This window comes from Roseibaca calidilacus, assembly GCF_001517585.1.
In the GTDB taxonomy this organism is placed as follows: domain Bacteria; phylum Pseudomonadota; class Alphaproteobacteria; order Rhodobacterales; family Rhodobacteraceae; genus Roseinatronobacter; species Roseinatronobacter calidilacus.
Genome location: NZ_FBYC01000004.1, coordinates 2,505,957 through 2,523,696, shown reverse-complemented (window position 1 = coordinate 2,523,696; position 17,740 = coordinate 2,505,957). Strand labels below are relative to the sequence as shown.

Annotated in this window: 14 protein-coding genes and 1 tRNA gene; 11 read left to right on the top strand and 4 right to left on the bottom strand. The window is 61.6% G+C overall.

The window, feature by feature from the left end:
* Positions 1-1,107, top strand: coding sequence for a chorismate synthase (aroC, locus tag AWT76_RS15885; RefSeq protein ID WP_072247249.1), 1,107 nt, complete (start codon positions 1-3; stop codon positions 1,105-1,107).
* On the opposite strand, the gene AWT76_RS15880 is transcribed toward aroC, so the two are convergent.
* The gene (locus AWT76_RS15880; protein ID WP_072247247.1) at positions 1,104-1,937 is read right to left on the bottom strand and encodes a prephenate dehydratase; all 834 of its coding nucleotides are present in this window, start codon (positions 1,935-1,937) and stop codon (positions 1,104-1,106) included. The genes aroC and AWT76_RS15880 overlap by 4 nt on opposite strands.
* 120 nt (positions 1,938-2,057) lie before the next feature.
* Between AWT76_RS15880 and AWT76_RS15875 the strand changes: the two genes are divergently transcribed.
* The 6 genes from AWT76_RS15875 to AWT76_RS15850 all read left to right on the top strand — a co-directional run bounded on the left by AWT76_RS15875 (position 2,058) and on the right by AWT76_RS15850 (position 9,700).
* Positions 2,058-2,564: a c-type cytochrome gene (locus AWT76_RS15875; protein WP_072247245.1), complete on the top strand. Its 507-nt coding sequence runs from the start codon at positions 2,058-2,060 to the stop codon at positions 2,562-2,564.
* A 176-nt stretch (positions 2,565-2,740) separates the two neighbouring features.
* Positions 2,741-4,630: an extracellular solute-binding protein gene (locus AWT76_RS15870; protein ID WP_072247243.1), complete on the top strand. Its 1,890-nt coding sequence runs from the start codon at positions 2,741-2,743 to the stop codon at positions 4,628-4,630.
* A gap of 3 nt (positions 4,631-4,633) precedes the next feature.
* A complete protein-coding gene (locus AWT76_RS15865) occupies positions 4,634-5,722 on the top strand; it encodes a microcin C ABC transporter permease YejB (RefSeq protein ID WP_072247241.1) in 1,089 nt (362 codons plus the stop codon).
* Between the two features lie 4 nt (positions 5,723-5,726).
* On the top strand, positions 5,727-6,878 hold the full coding sequence (locus tag AWT76_RS15860) for an ABC transporter permease (RefSeq protein ID WP_072247240.1): 1,152 nt from the start codon (positions 5,727-5,729) through the stop codon (positions 6,876-6,878).
* A complete protein-coding gene (locus AWT76_RS15855) occupies positions 6,875-8,476 on the top strand; it encodes an ABC transporter ATP-binding protein (protein ID WP_072247239.1) in 1,602 nt (533 codons plus the stop codon). The genes AWT76_RS15860 and AWT76_RS15855 overlap by 4 nt, the downstream gene beginning before the upstream one ends.
* Positions 8,477-8,488: 12 nt before the next feature.
* A complete protein-coding gene (locus tag AWT76_RS15850) occupies positions 8,489-9,700 on the top strand; it encodes a glycosyltransferase (protein WP_072247237.1) in 1,212 nt (403 codons plus the stop codon).
* Here AWT76_RS15850 and AWT76_RS15845 read toward each other — a convergent pair.
* The 3 genes from AWT76_RS15845 to AWT76_RS15835 form a co-directional block, all read right to left on the bottom strand.
* Positions 9,697-10,392 (bottom strand): dimethylsulfonioproprionate lyase family protein, encoded by a 696-nt coding sequence (locus AWT76_RS15845; protein ID WP_072247235.1) that lies wholly within the window; start codon positions 10,390-10,392, stop codon positions 9,697-9,699. The genes AWT76_RS15850 and AWT76_RS15845 overlap by 4 nt on opposite strands.
* A gap of 82 nt (positions 10,393-10,474) precedes the next feature.
* Positions 10,475-10,600: a type B 50S ribosomal protein L36 gene (gene ykgO, locus AWT76_RS15840; protein ID WP_072247233.1), complete on the bottom strand. Its 126-nt coding sequence runs from the start codon at positions 10,598-10,600 to the stop codon at positions 10,475-10,477.
* 68 nt (positions 10,601-10,668) lie between these two features.
* A tRNA-Val gene (locus tag AWT76_RS15835) sits at positions 10,669-10,743 on the bottom strand.
* 147 nt (positions 10,744-10,890) lie between these two features.
* On the opposite strand from AWT76_RS15835, the gene AWT76_RS15830 reads away from it, so the two are divergent.
* From AWT76_RS15830 to pnp, 4 genes are all read left to right on the top strand, one after another.
* Positions 10,891-11,745: an N-formylglutamate amidohydrolase gene (locus AWT76_RS15830; protein ID WP_072247230.1), complete on the top strand. Its 855-nt coding sequence runs from the start codon at positions 10,891-10,893 to the stop codon at positions 11,743-11,745.
* A 48-nt stretch (positions 11,746-11,793) separates the two neighbouring features.
* A complete protein-coding gene (locus AWT76_RS15825) occupies positions 11,794-14,301 on the top strand; it encodes a cation:proton antiporter (protein ID WP_072247228.1) in 2,508 nt (835 codons plus the stop codon).
* Between the two features lie 72 nt (positions 14,302-14,373).
* The gene (gene hemF, locus AWT76_RS15820) at positions 14,374-15,270 is read left to right on the top strand and encodes an oxygen-dependent coproporphyrinogen oxidase (RefSeq protein WP_072247226.1); all 897 of its coding nucleotides are present in this window, start codon (positions 14,374-14,376) and stop codon (positions 15,268-15,270) included.
* A gap of 201 nt (positions 15,271-15,471) precedes the next feature.
* Positions 15,472-17,601, top strand: a complete 2,130-nt coding sequence (gene pnp / locus AWT76_RS15815; RefSeq protein WP_072247224.1) for a polyribonucleotide nucleotidyltransferase — start codon at positions 15,472-15,474, stop codon at positions 17,599-17,601.
* Positions 17,602-17,740: the final 139 nt, after the last annotated feature.

The following is a 17,740-nucleotide window of genomic DNA, read 5'->3' as shown; positions in this document are numbered from 1 at the left end:
ATGAGCTTCAACACATTCGGCCATTTGTTTCGCGTGACCACATGGGGCGAAAGCCATGGGCCTGCCTTGGGGGCGACAGTCGATGGTTGCCCGCCGGGTGTGGCGCTGGATGAAGCCATGATCCAGCAATGGCTGGACAAGCGTAAACCGGGGCAGAACCGGCACACAACGCAGCGGCGCGAACCCGACGCGGTGGAAATTCTGTCGGGGGTTTACGAGGGCCGCACCACCGGCACGCCGATTCAGTTGATGATCCGCAACGTGGATCAGCGCAGCAAGGATTACGGCAATATCGCCGACACGTTCCGCCCCGGCCATGCCGACATAACATATTACCAAAAATACGGGCTGCGTGACCCGCGCGGGGGTGGCCGGTCCTCTGCGCGCGAAACGGCGGCGCGGGTGGCGGCGGGCGGCGTGGCGCGCGCGGTGCTGGGCCAGCTTTTGCCCGACCTGCATATACTGGCTTACATGGTGCAGATGGGGCCGCACCATATTGACCGCGCCCGGTTCGTTGAGTCAGAGATCGCGCGCAACCCGTTCTGGGTGCCCGATGCACAAGCCGCCGAAGATTGGGCCAGGGCGCTGGACGCCATGCGCCGCGATGGCAACTCCGTTGGCGCCACCATCGAAGTGGTGGCCAAGGGGCTGCCCGCAGGCATTGGCGCGCCGATTTATGCCAAGCTGGACACGGAACTCGCCGCCGCGATGATGTCCATCAACGCGGTCAAGGGGGTCGAGATTGGCGCGGGAATGGATGCCGCCGCCCTGACCGGGGTGGAAAACGCGGACGAAATCGACATGGGTGCGGATGGCCCGGATTATCGCAGCAACAAAGCGGGGGGTATCTTGGGCGGTATTTCGACAGGGCAGGATGTGGTTGTGCGCTTTGCTGTCAAACCGACCAGTTCCATCACCACCCCGCGCGAGTCGATCCTGCGCGACGGCAGCCCCAACAGCGTTGTCACCAAGGGGCGGCACGATCCTTGCGTGGGCATTCGCGCGGTGCCGGTGGCCGAAGCAATGATGGCCTGCGTGCTGCTGGACCAAGTGCTTATGCAGCGCGCGCAAACGGGCGCGATTGGGCCGGTCGGCGTGATCGGTTAACGCCGCGCCGGGTCTGCCGGGTAGCTGCCCAGAATATTCAGGTAGGATGTGAAATAGCGCAACTCGTCCAGCGCCAGTTTGACATTGGCGTCGTCCGGGTGGCCCTCTATCTCGGCAAAGAACTGGGTCGCGGTGAACGACCCGTTCACCATATAGCTTTCCAGCTTGACCATGTTCACCCCGTTGGTGGCAAACCCGCCCATTGCCTTATACAGGGCCGCCGGAATGTTGCGCACGCGGAACAGGAAGCTGGTCATCATGCCGTGATCGCCGCGCCGCGACAGGTCGGGCTCTTGTGCCATGATGAGAAAGCGGGTGGTGTTATCGGGCCGGTCTTCAATCTGTGGGGCCAGAACCTGCAACCCATAGATCTGCGCGGCCATTTCGCTGGCAAGCGCTGCATGGGTCGGGTCGCCGCGTTCGGCAACTTCGCGCGCGGCGCGGGCATTGTCGGAACTGACCACGCCGCGAATGCCATGGGCGCGCAGAAAGCCAGAGCATTGCGGCAGGATTACCGGGTGGCCATGCGCCTCTTGCACTTGGTCCAGCGTGGCACCGGGCACGCCCAGCAGGTTCACATGCACCCGCACGAAGGCTTCGGCCACGATATGCAGCCCGCTTTCGGGCAGCAGCGAATGCACATCTGCCACACGGCCATAGATCGAATTCTCGACCGCGACCATGGCCAGATCGGCCGCGCCAGAGCGCACTGCTTCCATCGTGTCGTGAAACGTTGCGCAGGGAAACGGGTCGTAATCGGGCCGCGTGTCGGCGCAGGCCTGATGGCCATAGGCGCCCAACTCTCCTTGAAAAGCGATCTTGCCGGTCATGTTTCCGCTCGCATCTGTCAAATTCGCCCGAAACGACGTTTCGTCGCGGTAACTATCGCTTGAAACCGAGTATGGGAAGCGGATACATACCGCCAAAATCTCTGGTTTAGGGACTGCGCTATGTTCGACACGATGGTGATTACCAAAACTGTGGCTTCGCTTTGCGGTGCGTTGCTGGTTCTGCTGCTGGGCCAATGGGCTGCCAGCGCGCTGTATGTGCCCCGCAACGCCGATGCGCCCCAAGCCTATGCCATCGATACCGGCGAAGAGGATATGGATGCAGAACCGGTCGCCGAACTGACATTTGAAGAAGCGTTCGAAGTCGCCGATGCCGATGCTGGCTCGCAGGTCTGGGGCCAGTGCCGCGCCTGTCACGCGCTGGAAGCCGGGCGCAACGGTGTCGGCCCTTACCTGCATGGCGTTGTGGATCGTGACATCGCCAGCGTGGACGGGTTCAACTACTCCGGCGCTCTGGCGCAGGTGGGCGAGGTGTGGTCGCCCGAAAACCTGAACACTTTCATCGAATCCCCGGCCAATAGCGCCGAAGGCACGTCGATGAACTTTCGCGGCATTGGCGATGTGCAGGACCGTGCCAACCTGATCGCCTATATCCAAAGCCAAAGCTGATTACACGCCGCGCGCGTGACAACAGGCCGTCCGTTTTTGCGGGCGGCCTGTTTGCTTTTTATCAACCGCGATCAAAATACCTTGTGAAATGATCCGCGCGTGTCGACAGGGGCGCGGAAAACCTGAATAGTAGCCCAAATCCCCGCGTCAGACGGGGCCAGCAGGAGGAGTTGCCGATGTTTCACCGTATGACCCGCGTCGCCGTCTTTGCGCTTGCACTTGGGGCCGCGCCCTTGGCCGCGCAAGATGACGACATCATTCGCGCGCATGGGTATTCCTTTTATGGCGAGTTGAGCTACCCCGAAGATTTCACGCATTTCAACTACGTCAACCCCGACGCGCCCAAGGGCGGGGCGATCGCGCTGCCCGCCCAAGGCACGTTCGATTCGATGAACCCCTTCTCGCGCAAGGGGCGGGCGGGCGCGCTGTCATCGGCGATATATGAAAGCCTGCTGGAAACCGCGGAACCCATGGGTGGCGGCATGGCCCCGGCAGATGCTTATGGCGAATATTACGGGCTACTGGCGCATATGGTGGAATATCCGGCCAGCAAGGAGTGGGTCATCTTCCACATGCGGCCCGAAGCGCGGTTTTCAGACGGTACGCCCGTGACCGCGCATGACGTGGTCTTCAGCCATAACCTGTTCATTGAACAGGGCCTGCCGTCCTACAGCCAAGCGGTCAGCAAGCGCGTTCTCTCTGCCGAGGCGTTGGACGATTACACCGTGAAATTCACCTTTGCCGATGGCATATCGCGCCGGTCGTTGATTGACCAGGTGGGCAGCACGCCAGTGTTTTCCAAAACTTGGTATGAGGAGACCGGCGCGCGGCTGGACGAATCGCGCATGGAAATTTCGCCCGGCTCCGGCCCCTACATGCTGGATGAGTTCGAGGTGAACCGCTCCATCACCTACAAGCGCGACCCGGATTACTGGGGCGCGGACCTGCCCAACAATGTGGGGCGGCACAATTTCGATGAAATTCGCATCGAGTACTTTGCCGATGGGGCGGCGGCCTTCGAAGGGTTCAAAAGCGGGATTTACACCTTCCGGGCCGAGAACAATTCGCGCCAATGGGCGACCGGTTACGATTTCCCGGCCATAGAGCGCGGCCATGTCGTGCGCGACGAATTGCCAACCGGCTTGCCGCCCACGCCCACCGGCTTTGTGTTCAACCTTGGGCGCGAGATGTTCGCCGATGCCCGCGTGCGCGAAGCGATCTCTCTGGCCTTCAATTTTGAATGGACGAATGAAACCCTGCAATACGGGCTGTTCAAGCCGCGCGCGTCCTACACCCAAGGCACCCGCTTGCAAGCCGATGGCCCGCCCGAGGGTCTGGAACTGGAATTGCTGGAATCCTTGGGTGATCTGGTGCCGCCCGCCATGCTGACGGAACCGGCCCGGATGCCGCATCTGTCCAATGCCAACCGATTGGCCGACCGTCGCAACATCCGCCGCGCGCGCGGCCTGCTGGAAGAAGCGGGCTGGACCGTGGATGACGCAGGCGCTTTGCGCAATGCCGATGGCCGGCAGATGGTGATCGAGATCCCGGTATCCTCTGCCGGGTCCGCCACGATGGATTCGATTGTCGAAACCTACACGCAGAACTTGCGGCAGTTGGGCATTGACGCGCAATTCCAGCGTATCGACGCGGCCCAGCACACCGACCGCCGCCGCAACCGCGACTATGACATGATCTTCGACCAGTATGGTGCGTTCATGGACACGGGCACCGGGCTGCACCAGCGCTTCGGGTCGGAAACCGCCGAATTCAGCCTGTTCAACCCTGCCGGCTTGGCCAGCCCGCTGGTGGATGCAATCATCGACGCGTCTTTGGATGCCGACACCCCCGAAGCACGGGATGCGGCGCTGATGGCACTGGACCGCGCGCTGCGGCATGAACTTATCATGGTGCCTGCATGGTATAACGATACGGTCTGGGTCGCTTATTGGGATATCTTCAAACACCCCGAAACCATCCCGCCGTTTTCCACCGGAGAGTTGGATTTCTGGTGGTATGACGCGGACCGCGCCGAAGAACTGCGCGCCTCTGGCGCATTGAGGTAACCCATGGGCGCTTATATCGCGCGACGCTTGCTGCTGATCATCCCCACGCTGCTGGGGGTGATGCTGATAAACTTCTTCCTTGTGCAATTCGTGCCCGGCGGCCCGATCGAACAGGTGATTGCCCGCATGGAAGGGCAAGGCAATGTATTCGGGGCTTTCGACGGGGGCGGCGCGGATGTGAACGCGGGCGCCATGGAAAACGAACGCTATGTCGGCGCGCGCGGGTTGCCACCCGAATTTATAGAAGAGTTGGAACGCGAATTCGGCTTCGACAAACCGCCGCTCGAACGTTTTTTGCATATGATGTGGAACTATATGCGGTTTGATTTTGGCGAAAGCTACTTCCGGTCCATTTCGGTTGTTGATCTGGTGGTGGAAAAGCTGCCCGTGTCGATCACGCTGGGCCTGTGGTCTACGCTGATCGCTTACATGGTTTCCATTCCGCTTGGCATTCGCAAGGCCACGCGCGACGGAACGCGGTTTGACACATTCACGTCGGGGCTGATTATCGTGGCCTATGCGATCCCCGGTTTCCTGTTCGCAATCCTGCTATTGGTGTTGTTCGCAGGGGGGTCGTATTACCAGATATTCCCGGCGCGGGGCCTGACCTCTCCGCAAGAGGTGTGGGACCAGTTGTCGCCCATCGGCAAGGCGTTGGATTACCTCTGGCATATTACCTTGCCTGTGATCGCATCCACCATTGCCGCTTTTGCAACACTGACACTGCTGACCAAGAACTCTTTCCTCGATGAAATCCGCAAACAATACGTCATGACCGCGCGCGCCAAGGGGCTGATGGAAAACCGCGTGCTGTATGGCCATGTGTTCCGCAACGCCATGCTGATCGTGATCGCGGGTTTTCCGGCTGTGTTCGTCAGCGTGTTCTTTGGCGGTTCGCTGATTATTGAAACCATCTTCTCGCTTGATGGCTTGGGCCGTCTGGGGTTCGAGGCCGTCGTGGCCCGTGATTACCCGGTCATGTTCGGCACCTTGTTCGTGTTTAGCCTGTTGGGGCTGGTCGTGGGTCTGCTGTCAGACCTGATGTATGTCTGGATCGACCCGCGAATTGATTTCGAGTCGCGAGAGACCTGACGCCATGGACCAGACAAATTTCCCGCCGCGCACCCAAACCCGTAGCCGTTTTGCGCTGTCGCCGCTGAACCAACGGCGTTGGGCAAATTTCAAGGCCAACCGCCGCGCGTGGTGGTCGCTGATTATACTTGGCACGCTGTATTTTGTTTCGCTTTTCGCGGAATTCATCGCCAATGACCGGCCCATCGTAATCAATTATCAAGGGGCCTATTACTTCCCCATCGGCAATTTCTACGCCGAAACCACCTTTGGCGGCGATTTCCGCACCGAAGCGCAATATACCGACCCGGTGGTGCAATGCCTGATCCGCGCAGGCGGCGCGGAGCTGTGCTTTGACGACCCGGAAGAGGCCAGCGCGCAGGCCGAAACAGGCGTTGTTGACGGGGCAGAGATTACCCAAGGCTGGATGATCTGGCCCCCCATCCCCTATAGCTACGATACCGTGAACGAGATCGGCGGTGCGGCGCCCTCTGCGCCCGATGACCGGCACTTGCTGGGCACCGATGACACCGCGCGCGACGTGCTGGCGCGGATTATCTACGGGTTCCGGCTGTCGATAACCTTCGCGCTTGTCGTGACCGCGCTCAGCTCTGCCATCGGGATCGCGGCGGGGGCGGTGCAGGGCTATTTCGGCGGCGCGTTGGACCTGCTGTTTCAGCGCGTGATCGAGCTGTGGAACTCTGTTCCGTCGCTTTACATCATCATCATCATTTCCAGCATGGTCGCGATGAATTTTTGGCTATTGGTGTTCTTGATAACCCTGTTTGGCTGGACAGGGTTGGTCGGCGTGGTGCGTGCTGAATTCCTGCGGGCGCGGAACTTTGAATATATCCGCGCCGCGAAAGCGCTGGGCGTGTCGAACACGCGCATCATGTTCCGCCATGTTCTGCCCAATGCCATGGTGGCCACGCTGACGATGTTGCCCTTCATCATCACCGGGGTCATCGGCACCTTGGCGACGCTGGATTTTCTGGGCTTTGGCCTGCCGTCTTCGGCCCCGTCGCTTGGCGAACTTACGCTTCAGGCCAAGAACAACCTGCAAGCGCCATGGCTTGGGTTCTCGGCCTTTTTCACCTTTGCGGTCATGCTGTCGCTTCTGGTTTTTATCTTTGAAGGGGTGCGCGACGCGTTCGACCCCAGAAAGACGTTCCGATGAGCCTGCTGAACGTGCAAGATCTGACCGTGACCTTCCGGCAAGACGGTCAGCCCGTGCCTGCGGTGCGCGGCGTGTCCTTCCATGTGGACAAGGGCGAAACCGTTGCGATCGTGGGCGAATCGGGGTCGGGCAAATCTGTCAGCGCCTTGTCCTGCGTGGGGCTGTTGCCCGATGCCGCGCAGGTGGCGGGCTCTGTAACCTTCAAGGGCGCGGAACTGGTGGGCGCGCCTGCGGCCAAGCTGCGGCAGGTGCGCGGCAATGACATCAGCTTCATCTTCCAAGAGCCGATGACCTCGCTGAACCCGCTGCACACGATTGAAAAACAGATCGCGGAAAGCCTGTCATTGCATCAGGGCCTGTCGGGGGCGGCGGCGCGGGCGCGCGTGCTGGACCTGCTGAACAAGGTGGGTATTCACGACGCCGAAAGCCGCCTGTCGGCCTATCCGCACCAGTTGTCGGGCGGGCAGCGGCAGCGCGTGATGATCGCAATGGCGTTGGCGAACGGCCCCGAATTGCTGGTCGCGGATGAACCGACCACCGCGCTGGATGTGACCATTCAGGCGCAAATTCTGGAATTGTTGGTCGATCTGAAACGCGCCGAGGGGATGAGCCTTTTGTTCATCACCCATGACCTGAACATCGTGCGCCGTTTTGCCGACCGGGTGTGTGTGATGCAAGCGGGCGAAATCGTGGAACAGGGGAAAACATCGGAAATTTTCGACGCACCGCAACACCCCTATACCCGCAAGCTACTGGCCGCCGAACAGCACGGCACGCCGCCCCCCGTCCCCGATAGCGCGGCAGAGGTGTTGCGCACCGATGGTTTGCGCATCTGGTTTCCTATAACGCGCGGTTTCCTGCGCCGCACGGTTGGGCATGTCAAAGCCGTGAACGGCGCCAGCCTGACCCTGCGCGCGGGTGAGACCTTGGGCGTGGTCGGCGAATCCGGGTCGGGTAAGACCACGCTGGCGCTGGCCATTTTGCGGCTTATTTCCAGCGAAGGGCCGATCTGGTTTGACGGCGCCGATATTCAGGGCCGCAAATCTGCCGATCTGCGGGCGCTGCGCCGCGATGTGCAGATCGTGTTCCAAGACCCGTTCGGCAGCCTTAGCCCGCGCATGACGGTCGAACAGATCATTTCCGAAGGCTTGGGCGTGCATGGCAGTCCCACCGGGCAGTCGGAACGCGAATTGGTGGCAGAGATCATGACCGAGGTGGGTCTGGACCCCGCCACGATGGAACGCTACCCGCATGAGTTTTCCGGTGGGCAGCGCCAGCGCATTGCCATCGCCCGCGCCATGATCCTGCGGCCCAAGCTGCTGGTGCTGGACGAACCGACATCTGCGCTTGATATGACCGTTCAGGTGCAGATCGTGGAATTGCTGCGCGACTTGCAGCGCCGCCACGGGCTGGCCTATCTGTTTATCAGCCACGATCTGCGGGTGGTGCGGGCCATGTCGCACAAGGTTGTGGTCATGAAGCAGGGCGATGTCGTGGAAAGCGGGCCGGTCGACCAGGTGTTTGACGCGCCGCAACAGGATTACACCCGCGCGCTTTTGGCGGCGGCCTTCGACATGACCGCTATCGGCGCCGATTGACGGGGTGACTGCGTGAAAATTCTGTTCGTCCATCAGAATTTTCCGGCCCAGTTCAAGCATTTGGCCCCTGCCCTTGCCGCGCGCGGGCATGACGTGGTGGCCCTGACTGCCGAGAGCAACCAGCAGCAAAGCCCGATCCGAACCTATCGCTACCCCATGCCCGATCCGGCCCCCAAGCCAGGGCAAGCGCGGCTGGCCACGACCTATATGGCCATGACCGACCGCGCGCACCGCGTGGGCCGCGCGGCGGCGCAGTTGCGCGACAAACTGGGGTTCGTGCCCGATGTGATCTTCGGGCATAGCGGTTGGGGCGAAACCCTGTTCCTGGCAGAGATTTTCCCGCAGGCCCGATTGTTGGTCTATGCCGAATTCTATTATGGCACCACCGGGTTGGATGTAGGGTTTGACCCGGAATTCAGCAGCGCCGACCCGTTTGCGGGGTTTGGCGTGATCGCGCGGCAATCGCATCTGGCGCTGTCCATGGTGCAGGCCGATGCGGCACTTGCCCCGACCGAATGGCAGGCCGACACCTTCCCGCCCGAATTGCGCGCCAAGATCACCATTACCCATGACGGGGTGGATACCGATTTGCTGGTCCCTAACCCGGCCGCGCAGTTCACGCTGCCCAATGGCCGCAGCTTGCGCGCGGGGGATGAGGTTCTGACCTATGTGACCCGCAATATAGAACCCTATCGCGGGTCGCATATCTTTATCCGCGCCTTGCCGCAAATCTTGGCCGCGCGGCCCGGCGCGCAGGTTGTCATTATCGGCGGTGATGGGGTCAGCTATGGCATGGCCCCGCCGCAAGGCACATGGAAAGACCGATTCCTGTCGGAAATTGCAGGCGCGCCGGGGTTGGAGCGGGTGCATTTTCTGGGGCGTGTGCCCTATCGCGACTTTGTCACGCTGGTGCAGATTTCGCGCGCCCATGCCTATCTGACCATTCCGTTCGTGCTGTCGTGGTCGCTGCTGGAATCGATGGCCATGGGCGCGCATGTCATCGCGTCGCGCACCGCCCCGGTCGAGGAAGTTGTGGTCGATGGCGTAAATGGCCAGTTGGTCGATTTCTTCGATATTGACGCTTGGTCGGACGCGCTGATCGCGGCGCTGGGCAACCCAGCCCGCTTTGCCGCGCGCCGGGCGGCAGCGCGCAAGACGATTGTTGAAAACTATGATCTGAAACGGTTGTGCCTGCCGCGGCTTATTCGCTTTACCGAAGGTTAGCGCGGGGTTTTCGGCGCGCGGCTGAACACCATTTTCTGGTTCGCCAGCTTTTCGGTCGCGCCCATCCACGCATAGGCCAGCAGCGACGGCTCGTGGTCGGCCACAGTAATGCGATGCAACTGCCCCGGCTGGTTGAAGATCAGCGAGCCGGGCGCATACACCCCTTGGTCGTTTTCCGATACCGCGCCAGACAGGCACAGGTAGCTTTCGGTAATCCCATCATGCGCATGGGCCGGATAGGTGCAGCCGGGCGCGAACAGCACCAGGCCTAGGATCACCTCGTTCGTGACAACCGGGCCGGTGGGGCCGACCAGTTCGGCATAGGCGTATTTCTGTTCCAGCCCGCGCGGCACTTTTTCGTAGCCATATTGCCATTGCAGTCGCTCGTGCACCGCGTCAATCGTGCGGATGAAGGCGGCGTGCTGGGCTTCGCGCCCTTGGTCAAGCGCGCGGCGGAAATGTTTGGTGACGGGTTTTTCCATCGGCGGCAGATCGGCGATCGGCGGGTTGGCCTTGATGACCTTTGCGATCCGCTCACGCACCCCGCGCTGATGCGCGCGAATCTTGGCGCTGCCACCGGCGGGCAGGTGCCGATACAATTCGTAGAAATCGCGCAGCAGATACCGCCAGTCCGGGCGGTCGGACAGGCGCAACAAGGGCACCGGGGCGGGATCTGGCAAAGGCTCTGACATGGCACGACGCTACTGATTCGGCACAGAAAAACGCCGCCCTGAACGACAGGGCGGCGCCAAATCACGACAACGGGGCGAAAGATCAGCCCTGACGTGCCTTGAATTTCTTCTGGGTCTTGTTGATGACATACACGCGGCCTTTGCGGCGCACGATTTGACAATCACGGTGGCGCTGCTTGAGCGACCGGAGCGAATTCTTGACCTTCATCGGTCTTCTCCTTCTCGCGGCGCGCGTGCGCCTGCCTGTAATCTTGTCCTGCCGGGGCAGGGGTGAAATGGTGGGCACGACAAGGTTCGAACTTGTGACCCCTACGATGTCAACGTAGTGCTCTACCACTGAGCTACGCGCCCGACTGGACTGACATGCGCCCCAAACAAAAGGGACGCGGGCCAAGACCGCGTCTGTGAAACGGGTCTATAAATAGAGTCGCGGGCGGGATCAAGGGCTTTCGCACCGGGAAATTCGCGCTATAACCCGATATGACAAGGAATTATCGGATGCACGCTTTTCATTTCATACCGGCGGAACCGGCGACGACTGCGGTTTTGTTCGCTTCGCCGCATTCCGCGCGTGACTATCCTGCCGAGTTTCTGCAAGCGTCGCAACTGGATGAACTGGCCTTGCGGTCGTCCGAAGATGCCTATGTCGACATGTTTCTGCGTGCTGCCCCTGCTGCCGGGGCGCATGTGCTGCTGGGCGGTGTGCCCCGCGCCTATGTCGATTACAACCGCGCCGCAAGCGAGCTTGACCCGGCGCTGATTTCCGGTGTGACCGTGCGGGCCATGAATGCGCGGATCAGTTCCGGGCTGGGGGTTATTCCGCGCGTCGTGGCCGCGGGGCGGGCCATCTATTCGGGGAAAATCAGCCGTATGCAGGCGCAGGACCGTTTGCGCAGCTATTGGCAACCCTACCATGACAAGCTGGCAGAGTTGATGGCCGACCATGTCCACGACATGGGCCGCGCGATCCTGCTCGATATGCATTCCATGCCGCGCGACGCGGTGATGCTGCGCAACACCACCCGGCCCGATGTGGTACTGGGCGATCGCTTTGGCGCGTCCAGCGATGGCCAGATCGTAGATGCCGTTGCCGCCATCTTTACCGCTGCCGGGTTGCGCGTGGCGCGCAATGCACCCTTTGCCGGGGCCTATGTCGCTCAGCGTTACGGGTTGCCGTCGGTCGGGCAACATGTGGTGCAGGTGGAAATTGACCGCGGCTTGTATCTGGACGAGGCGCGCGTGGCCCCAAATCCCGGTTTTACCGCGTTTCAGGCGCTGATGGATGATATCGTGGCCGCCTTGGCCCAGATCGGGCGCAACGACCGCAAATCTGTGGCGCTTGCGGCTGAATAAGCCTGTGCCGCGTTCCATTCGTCTGGCCAGTGCGTTAGGCTAAACCCCATGGATATCATCGCTTTTTCCGGCGCGGTGGCGCTGCTTTTTGTCGTTATCGGCGTGTCAGAGCCGCTGGCCGAGCGTCTGCGCCTGCCTTTTACAGTGATCTTGGCGATCATGGGCGCGCTTATCGGTGCGGTGGCGCTGACGCTGTCCACCTCTGGCCTTGGGGACACGCTTAGCCCGGTGGTGCGGCGCCTGCTGGATTTGCCGATCCGGTCGAACGTGTTCCTGTATATTCTGCTGCCCACATTGCTGTTTCAGGTCGCGCTTGTGGTCAATGCGCGGCGGATGCTGGATGACTGGGTTCCCATCCTGCTGATGGCGGTGGGGGCGGTTCTGGTGTCTACCGTGGTGATCGGCTATGCGCTGACGCCGTTTACCAGCCTGCCCTTGGCGGCCTGTTTGCTGATTGGCGCGGTTGTGTCCACCACGGACCCGTCTGCCGTGGTCAGCATCTTTCGCAACATCGCCGCGCCGCAACGTCTGACCCGCATTGTCGAAGGTGAAAGCCTGCTGAACGACGCCGCCGCGATTGCGCTATTCGGGTTTTTCTTGACCTTTGTCATGCTGGGCGTGCCCAACCCGACCCTGCAAGAGGCGGCCCTGACCTTTCCGTGGTTGATCGGCGGCGGGGTGGTGCTGGGCTGGGTCTTTGCCCGCGTTGCCATTGCACTTATGGCGGTGCTGCCAACCTTTCCGCGCGCGCAAGTGTCGGTCAGCGTGGCCTTGCCTTACCTGACCTATATTGTCGCAGAACAATATGCCGGGGCCTCTGGCGTTATTGCGGTGGTCGTGGCCGGGCTGGTGCTGAACTTGACCGGTCCAAGCCGCCTGACGCCCGCAAGCTGGGGCTACCTACGAGAGGTCTGGGATATTCTGGCCTATTGGGCGGGGGCGTTCATCTTCATTCTGGCCGCGCTGCTTATTCCGCGCCTGATGGGCGACCTGCGCCCAAGCGATCTGTTGCTGATCGGGGTGATCGTGGTTGCGGCCATCGCGGCGCGCGCGGTCATGCTGTTCGGGGTTTTACCGCTACTGGGCCGGATGCGCCTGTCGCCACGGGTGGACCCAAGCTACCGTGCGGCCATCCTATGGGGGGGCTTGCGCGGTGCGGTTACGCTGGCGCTGGCGCTGGCGGTCACGGAAAGCGCGCTGGTGCCCCCGGCCATCAAGCGCGAGGTGGGTATTCTTGCCACCGGCTTCACGCTGTTCACGCTGCTGGTGCAGGGCACGACCTTGCGCTGGATGATCGCGCGTTTGGGGCTGAACCGCCTGCCCGCGCTGGACGAGGCACTGTCGCGGCAGGTCATTGCCGTTGCGCTGCAAAACGTGCGCGAGGCCGTGTCGGACAGCGCGCGCGACTATCAACTGACGCCCGATGTTATTCGGTCAGAGGCCAAGCGCTTTGCCGGGCGGCTGGACGGGGCGGTGGCCGATGCCGAAAGCGTCGATATTCCGGACCGCGACCGCATTACCTTGGGGCTGGTGGCGCTGGCCGGGCGCGAGCGCGACCTGATTATCGAGCATTTCCGCCAACAGCTCTTCTCATCCCGGTTGGTCGAGCGGATGCTGTCCGATGTTGACGGCCTGATCGAACGCACGCGGTTGGGCGGGCGCAACGAATACCGCAGCACCGCGCGGCGCGCGCTGGGCTTTGGTGGGCGCTACCGGGTCGCGGTGTGGCTGAACAACCGGCTGCGCTGGTCGCGCCCGCTAGAGGCCATGACCGCCGACCGGTTCGAACTGCTGCTGAACCAACAGCTTGTCTTGCAGGAATTGCACGGCTTTATCGCGGGCAAGATTCGCCGCATTCATGGCCGACGCGTGGCCGATCTGTTGCACGAATTGCTGCGCCGCCGGGCCGAGGAAACCGCCAGTGCCATCGAGGGGCTGCGCCTGCAATATCCCGGCTATGCCGAAGAGATCGAACGCCGCTTCCTGCGCCGCACCTCGCTGCGGCTGGAAGAGCGCGAATATGAAACGCTTTTTGCCGATGGGCTGATCGGGCGCGAATTGCACGCCACGTTGCGCACCAAGCTGGATGCGGCCCGCAAACAGTTGGATGAGCGGCCGCGTCTGGATTTCGCCTTGCAGCGCGAGGAATTCCTGCGCGCCTTTCCCGTTTTCGACAACATGCCCGCCGATGCCCATAAACGTCTGGCCCGCGCGCTGACCACCTATTATGTCGAACCGGGTAAGGTTTTGATCCGCAAGGGGGAAGTGCCGCGCTCGGTGTATTTCATCGCCTCTGGCGCGGTCGAGATGGAACGCCGCGGGCAGAAATTGCGGCTGGGCCGGGGCGAGTTTTTTGGCCATCTGGGAATGCTGACCGGCCAACCGCGCCGCGCCATGGTCAGCGCGATCACGCATTGCACCTTGTTTGCGCTGGATGAAGCGCGCTTTCGGCGCCTATTGGCCCGCAACACCGCGCTGCAACAGGCGGTCGAGGCAAGCGCCCGCGCCCGCGGGGCCAATGTTGAAAAGGTCATGTCGCAGGCCCTGCCCCGGTGACATCTGTAAACCCAGCTTGTCATGCGGTCCCCCGCGTGGCACATCAAGGCAAAGCTACAAGGAACCTTGCCGATGACCGATCCTGATTTTGACGACCGCAAGGCCCGCGCCGCTGCATGGTTCCGCGCGCTGCGCGACCAGATTGTCGCGGCGTTCGAGGCGGTCGAGGACAGCCACGGCACCGGGCCCATGTCCGACCGCGCGCCCGGGCGGTTCGAGGTGACCGATACCAAGCGCCACGCGCCCGACGGTTCCGACGCAGGCGGCGGCTTGATGAGTGTCATGCGCGGCGGTCGGGTGTTCGAGAAGGTCGGCGTGAATGTCTCTGCCGTTTACGGCCAGTTGGGCGACGCGGCGCAGCGGTCCTTGACCGCGCGCAAGGAAATTCCGGGGCTGGACAGTGACCCACGCTTCTGGGCCAGCGGCATTTCCTTGGTCGCGCATATGCAAAACCCGCATGTCCCCGCCGTGCATCTGAACACCCGCATGTTCTGGACACCGGGCGCGTGGTGGTTCGGCGGCGGCACCGACCTGAACCCCTGCATCGAATACCCAGAGGACACGGCCGATTTTCACGCCACGCTGAAAGCGCATTGCGACCCGCATGGGCCGGATCTGTATCCGCGCTTCAAGGAGTGGGCGGATGAGTATTTCTATATCCCCCACCGCAAGCGCGCGCGGGGTGTGGGCGGCATTTTTTACGACGATTATTGCACCGGCGATTGGGACGCTGACTTTGCCTTTACCCAAGATGTAGGCAAATCCTTTTTGCCCGCATTTCTGGCGCAGGTGGACCGGCGGCGCGGCATGGCGTGGACGGATGCGGACAAGGAAACGCAGCTTATCCATCGCGGGCTATATGCCGAATACAACCTTGTCTATGACCGGGGCACCAAGTTTGGCCTGCAAACCGGGCACGACCCCGACGCCGTGTTGATGAGCCTACCGCCCTTCGCCCGCTGGGTGTGAATTGGCGCGCTTGGCGCGCGGTTTACTGTCAAATTCCCCCACTTCCCCCGTAGCCGCTTTTCCTGTATGGCACGGCCTATCTGAGACGTGACGCTTCGGCCCCGGCGTGATGCACAAGGATTGGGGTCGGCGGCAATGGGGCCGCCATACACATCAGGAGATCCGGGAAGGGCCCGGAAGTGCTCCGACGAGGAATGACGTATGTTCAACATTACCAAGAAATCCATCCAGTGGGGCCAAGAAACCCTGACACTGGAAACCGGCAAGATTGCCCGTCAGGCTGACGGGTCGGTCATTGCCACGCTGGGCGAAACCAGCGTTATGGCCAACGTGACCTTCGCAAAAGAGGCCAAGCCGGGGCAAGACTTTTTCCCGCTGACCGTGCATTACGTTGAGAAATACTACGCAGCCGGCAAGGTGCCCGGCGGTTTCCTGAAGCGCGAAGCGCGCCCGTCCGACAAGGAAACCCTGACCTCGCGGCTGATCGACCGTCCGATCCGCCCGCTGTTTGTCGAGGGCTTCAAGAACGAAGTTCTGGTGATCTGCACCGTGCTGAGCCACGATCTGGTCAATGAACCCGACGTGGTCGCCATGATCGCCGCTTCCGCCGCGCTGACCATTTCCGGCGCGCCCTTCATGGGGCCGATTGGCGCTGCGCGCGTGGGCTATGCCAATGGCGAATACATCCTGAACCCCGAATGCCAAGACATGGAAAAGCTGCGCGAAAACGCCGAGCAGCGCCTTGATCTGGTCGTCGCGGGCACCAAGGACGCCGTGATGATGGTGGAATCGGAAGCCTATGAGCTGACCGAAGCCGAAATGCTGGGCGCGGTGAAATTCGCGCATGACAGCATTCAGCCGGTGATCGACTTGATTATCGACCTGGCCGAAGACGCCGCGAAAGAGCCGTTCGACTTTACGCCCCCGGATTACTCGGACCTGTATGCCGCCGTGAAGGCCGCTGGCGAAACCCAGATGCGTGCTGCCTTCGCCCTGCGCGACAAGCAAGAACGTGTGGCGGCGATTGCTGCCGCGCGCGACGCGATCAAAGCCGCGCTGACGGAAGAGCAACTGGCTGATGCGAACCTTGGGTCGGCGCTGAAAAAGCTGGAATCCTCCATCCTGCGGGGCGACATCATCAACGGTGCCCCCCGCGTGGACGGGCGCGACACCAAGACCGTGCGCCCCATCGTGGCCGAAACCAGCCTGCTGCCGCGCACGCATGGGTCCAGCCTGTTCACCCGTGGCGAAACGCAGGCTTTGTGCGTTACCACGCTGGGCACGGGCGATGATGAACAATTCATCGACGCGCTGACCGGCACCAGCAAGCAAAGCTTCTTGCTGCATTACAACTTCCCCCCCTATTCGGTGGGCGAGGTTGGGCGCTTCGGCCCTCCGGGACGGCGCGAAGTGGGCCATGGCAAGCTGGCATGGCGCGCGTTGCAGGCAGTTCTGCCTGCGGCAACGGATTTCCCCTACACCATCCGTCTGGTATCCGAGATCACGGAATCGAACGGGTCGTCCTCTATGGCAACCGTCTGCGGCGGGTCGCTGTCGATGATGGATGCGGGCGTGCCGTTGAAAGCGCCGGTTGCCGGTGTGGCCATGGGCCTGATTCTGGAAGATGACGGGCGCTTTGCCGTTCTGACCGACATTCTGGGCGACGAAGACCACCTTGGCGACATGGATTTCAAGGTCGCAGGCACGGAAGCAGGCATCACGTCCTTGCAGATGGATATCAAGGTTGCGGGCATCACGTTCGAGATCATGGAGCAGGCTTTGGCGCAAGCCAAGGACGCGCGGATGCATATCATGGGCGAAATGGCCAAGGCGCTGACCGCGCCGCAGGGCTTTAGCCAATATGCGCCCAAGATCGAAACCATGCAGGTGCCGACGGATAAGATTCGCGAAGTCATCGGCACGGGCGGCAAGGTTATCCGCGAGATCGTGGAAGTGTCGGGCGCGAAGGTCGACATCAACGACGATGGTGTCATCAAGATCGCCTCTAGCGATGCAGAGGCCATCAGACGCGCCTATGACATGATCTATTCGATCGTGGCAGAGCCGGAAGTTGGCAAGATCTACACAGGCCGCGTGGTGAAACTGGTCGATTTCGGTGCCTTCGTGAATTTCTTCGGCAAGCGTGATGGTCTGGTGCATGTCAGCCAGATCGAAAACCGTCGCCTGAACCACCCGTCGGATGTGCTGAAAGAAGGCCAAGAGGTGAAGGTCAAGCTGCTGGGTTTTGATGATCGCGGCAAGGTGCGTCTGGCCATGAAGATGGTCGATCAGGAAACCGGCGAAGAGATTGCGGCAGAGCAGGCCGAATAAGCCTGTTCCTTTGTAAAAATCTGAAAGCCCCGGATGTTGGTCCGGGGCTTTTTAATGCGCGTCGCGTTCATTCACACGCGCCCCACTCTATCCTTTTATGATCGCACGTCTTTTTGCGCAAAACCGGGAACCACTTTTG

Excerpts from the sequence above, each read along its gene's own strand:
- aroC (WP_072247249.1), top strand. The coding sequence starts at position 1 with ATGAGCTTCAACACATTCGGCCATTTGTTTCGCGTGACCACATGGGGC.
- AWT76_RS15880 (WP_072247247.1), bottom strand. The coding sequence starts at position 1,937 with ATGACCGGCAAGATCGCTTTTCAAGGAGAGTTGGGCGCCTATGGCCAT.
- AWT76_RS15875 (WP_072247245.1), top strand. The coding sequence starts at position 2,058 with ATGTTCGACACGATGGTGATTACCAAAACTGTGGCTTCGCTTTGCGGT.
- AWT76_RS15870 (WP_072247243.1), top strand. The coding sequence starts at position 2,741 with ATGTTTCACCGTATGACCCGCGTCGCCGTCTTTGCGCTTGCACTTGGG.
- AWT76_RS15865 (WP_072247241.1), top strand. The coding sequence starts at position 4,634 with ATGGGCGCTTATATCGCGCGACGCTTGCTGCTGATCATCCCCACGCTG.
- AWT76_RS15860 (WP_072247240.1), top strand. The coding sequence starts at position 5,727 with ATGGACCAGACAAATTTCCCGCCGCGCACCCAAACCCGTAGCCGTTTT.
- AWT76_RS15855 (WP_072247239.1), top strand. The coding sequence starts at position 6,875 with ATGAGCCTGCTGAACGTGCAAGATCTGACCGTGACCTTCCGGCAAGAC.
- AWT76_RS15845 (WP_072247235.1), bottom strand. The coding sequence starts at position 10,392 with ATGTCAGAGCCTTTGCCAGATCCCGCCCCGGTGCCCTTGTTGCGCCTG.
- ykgO (WP_072247233.1), bottom strand. The coding sequence starts at position 10,600 with ATGAAGGTCAAGAATTCGCTCCGGTCGCTCAAGCAGCGCCACCGTGAT.
- AWT76_RS15830 (WP_072247230.1), top strand. The coding sequence starts at position 10,891 with ATGCACGCTTTTCATTTCATACCGGCGGAACCGGCGACGACTGCGGTT.
- AWT76_RS15825 (WP_072247228.1), top strand. The coding sequence starts at position 11,794 with ATGGATATCATCGCTTTTTCCGGCGCGGTGGCGCTGCTTTTTGTCGTT.
- hemF (WP_072247226.1), top strand. The coding sequence starts at position 14,374 with ATGACCGATCCTGATTTTGACGACCGCAAGGCCCGCGCCGCTGCATGG.
- pnp (WP_072247224.1), top strand. The coding sequence starts at position 15,472 with ATGTTCAACATTACCAAGAAATCCATCCAGTGGGGCCAAGAAACCCTG.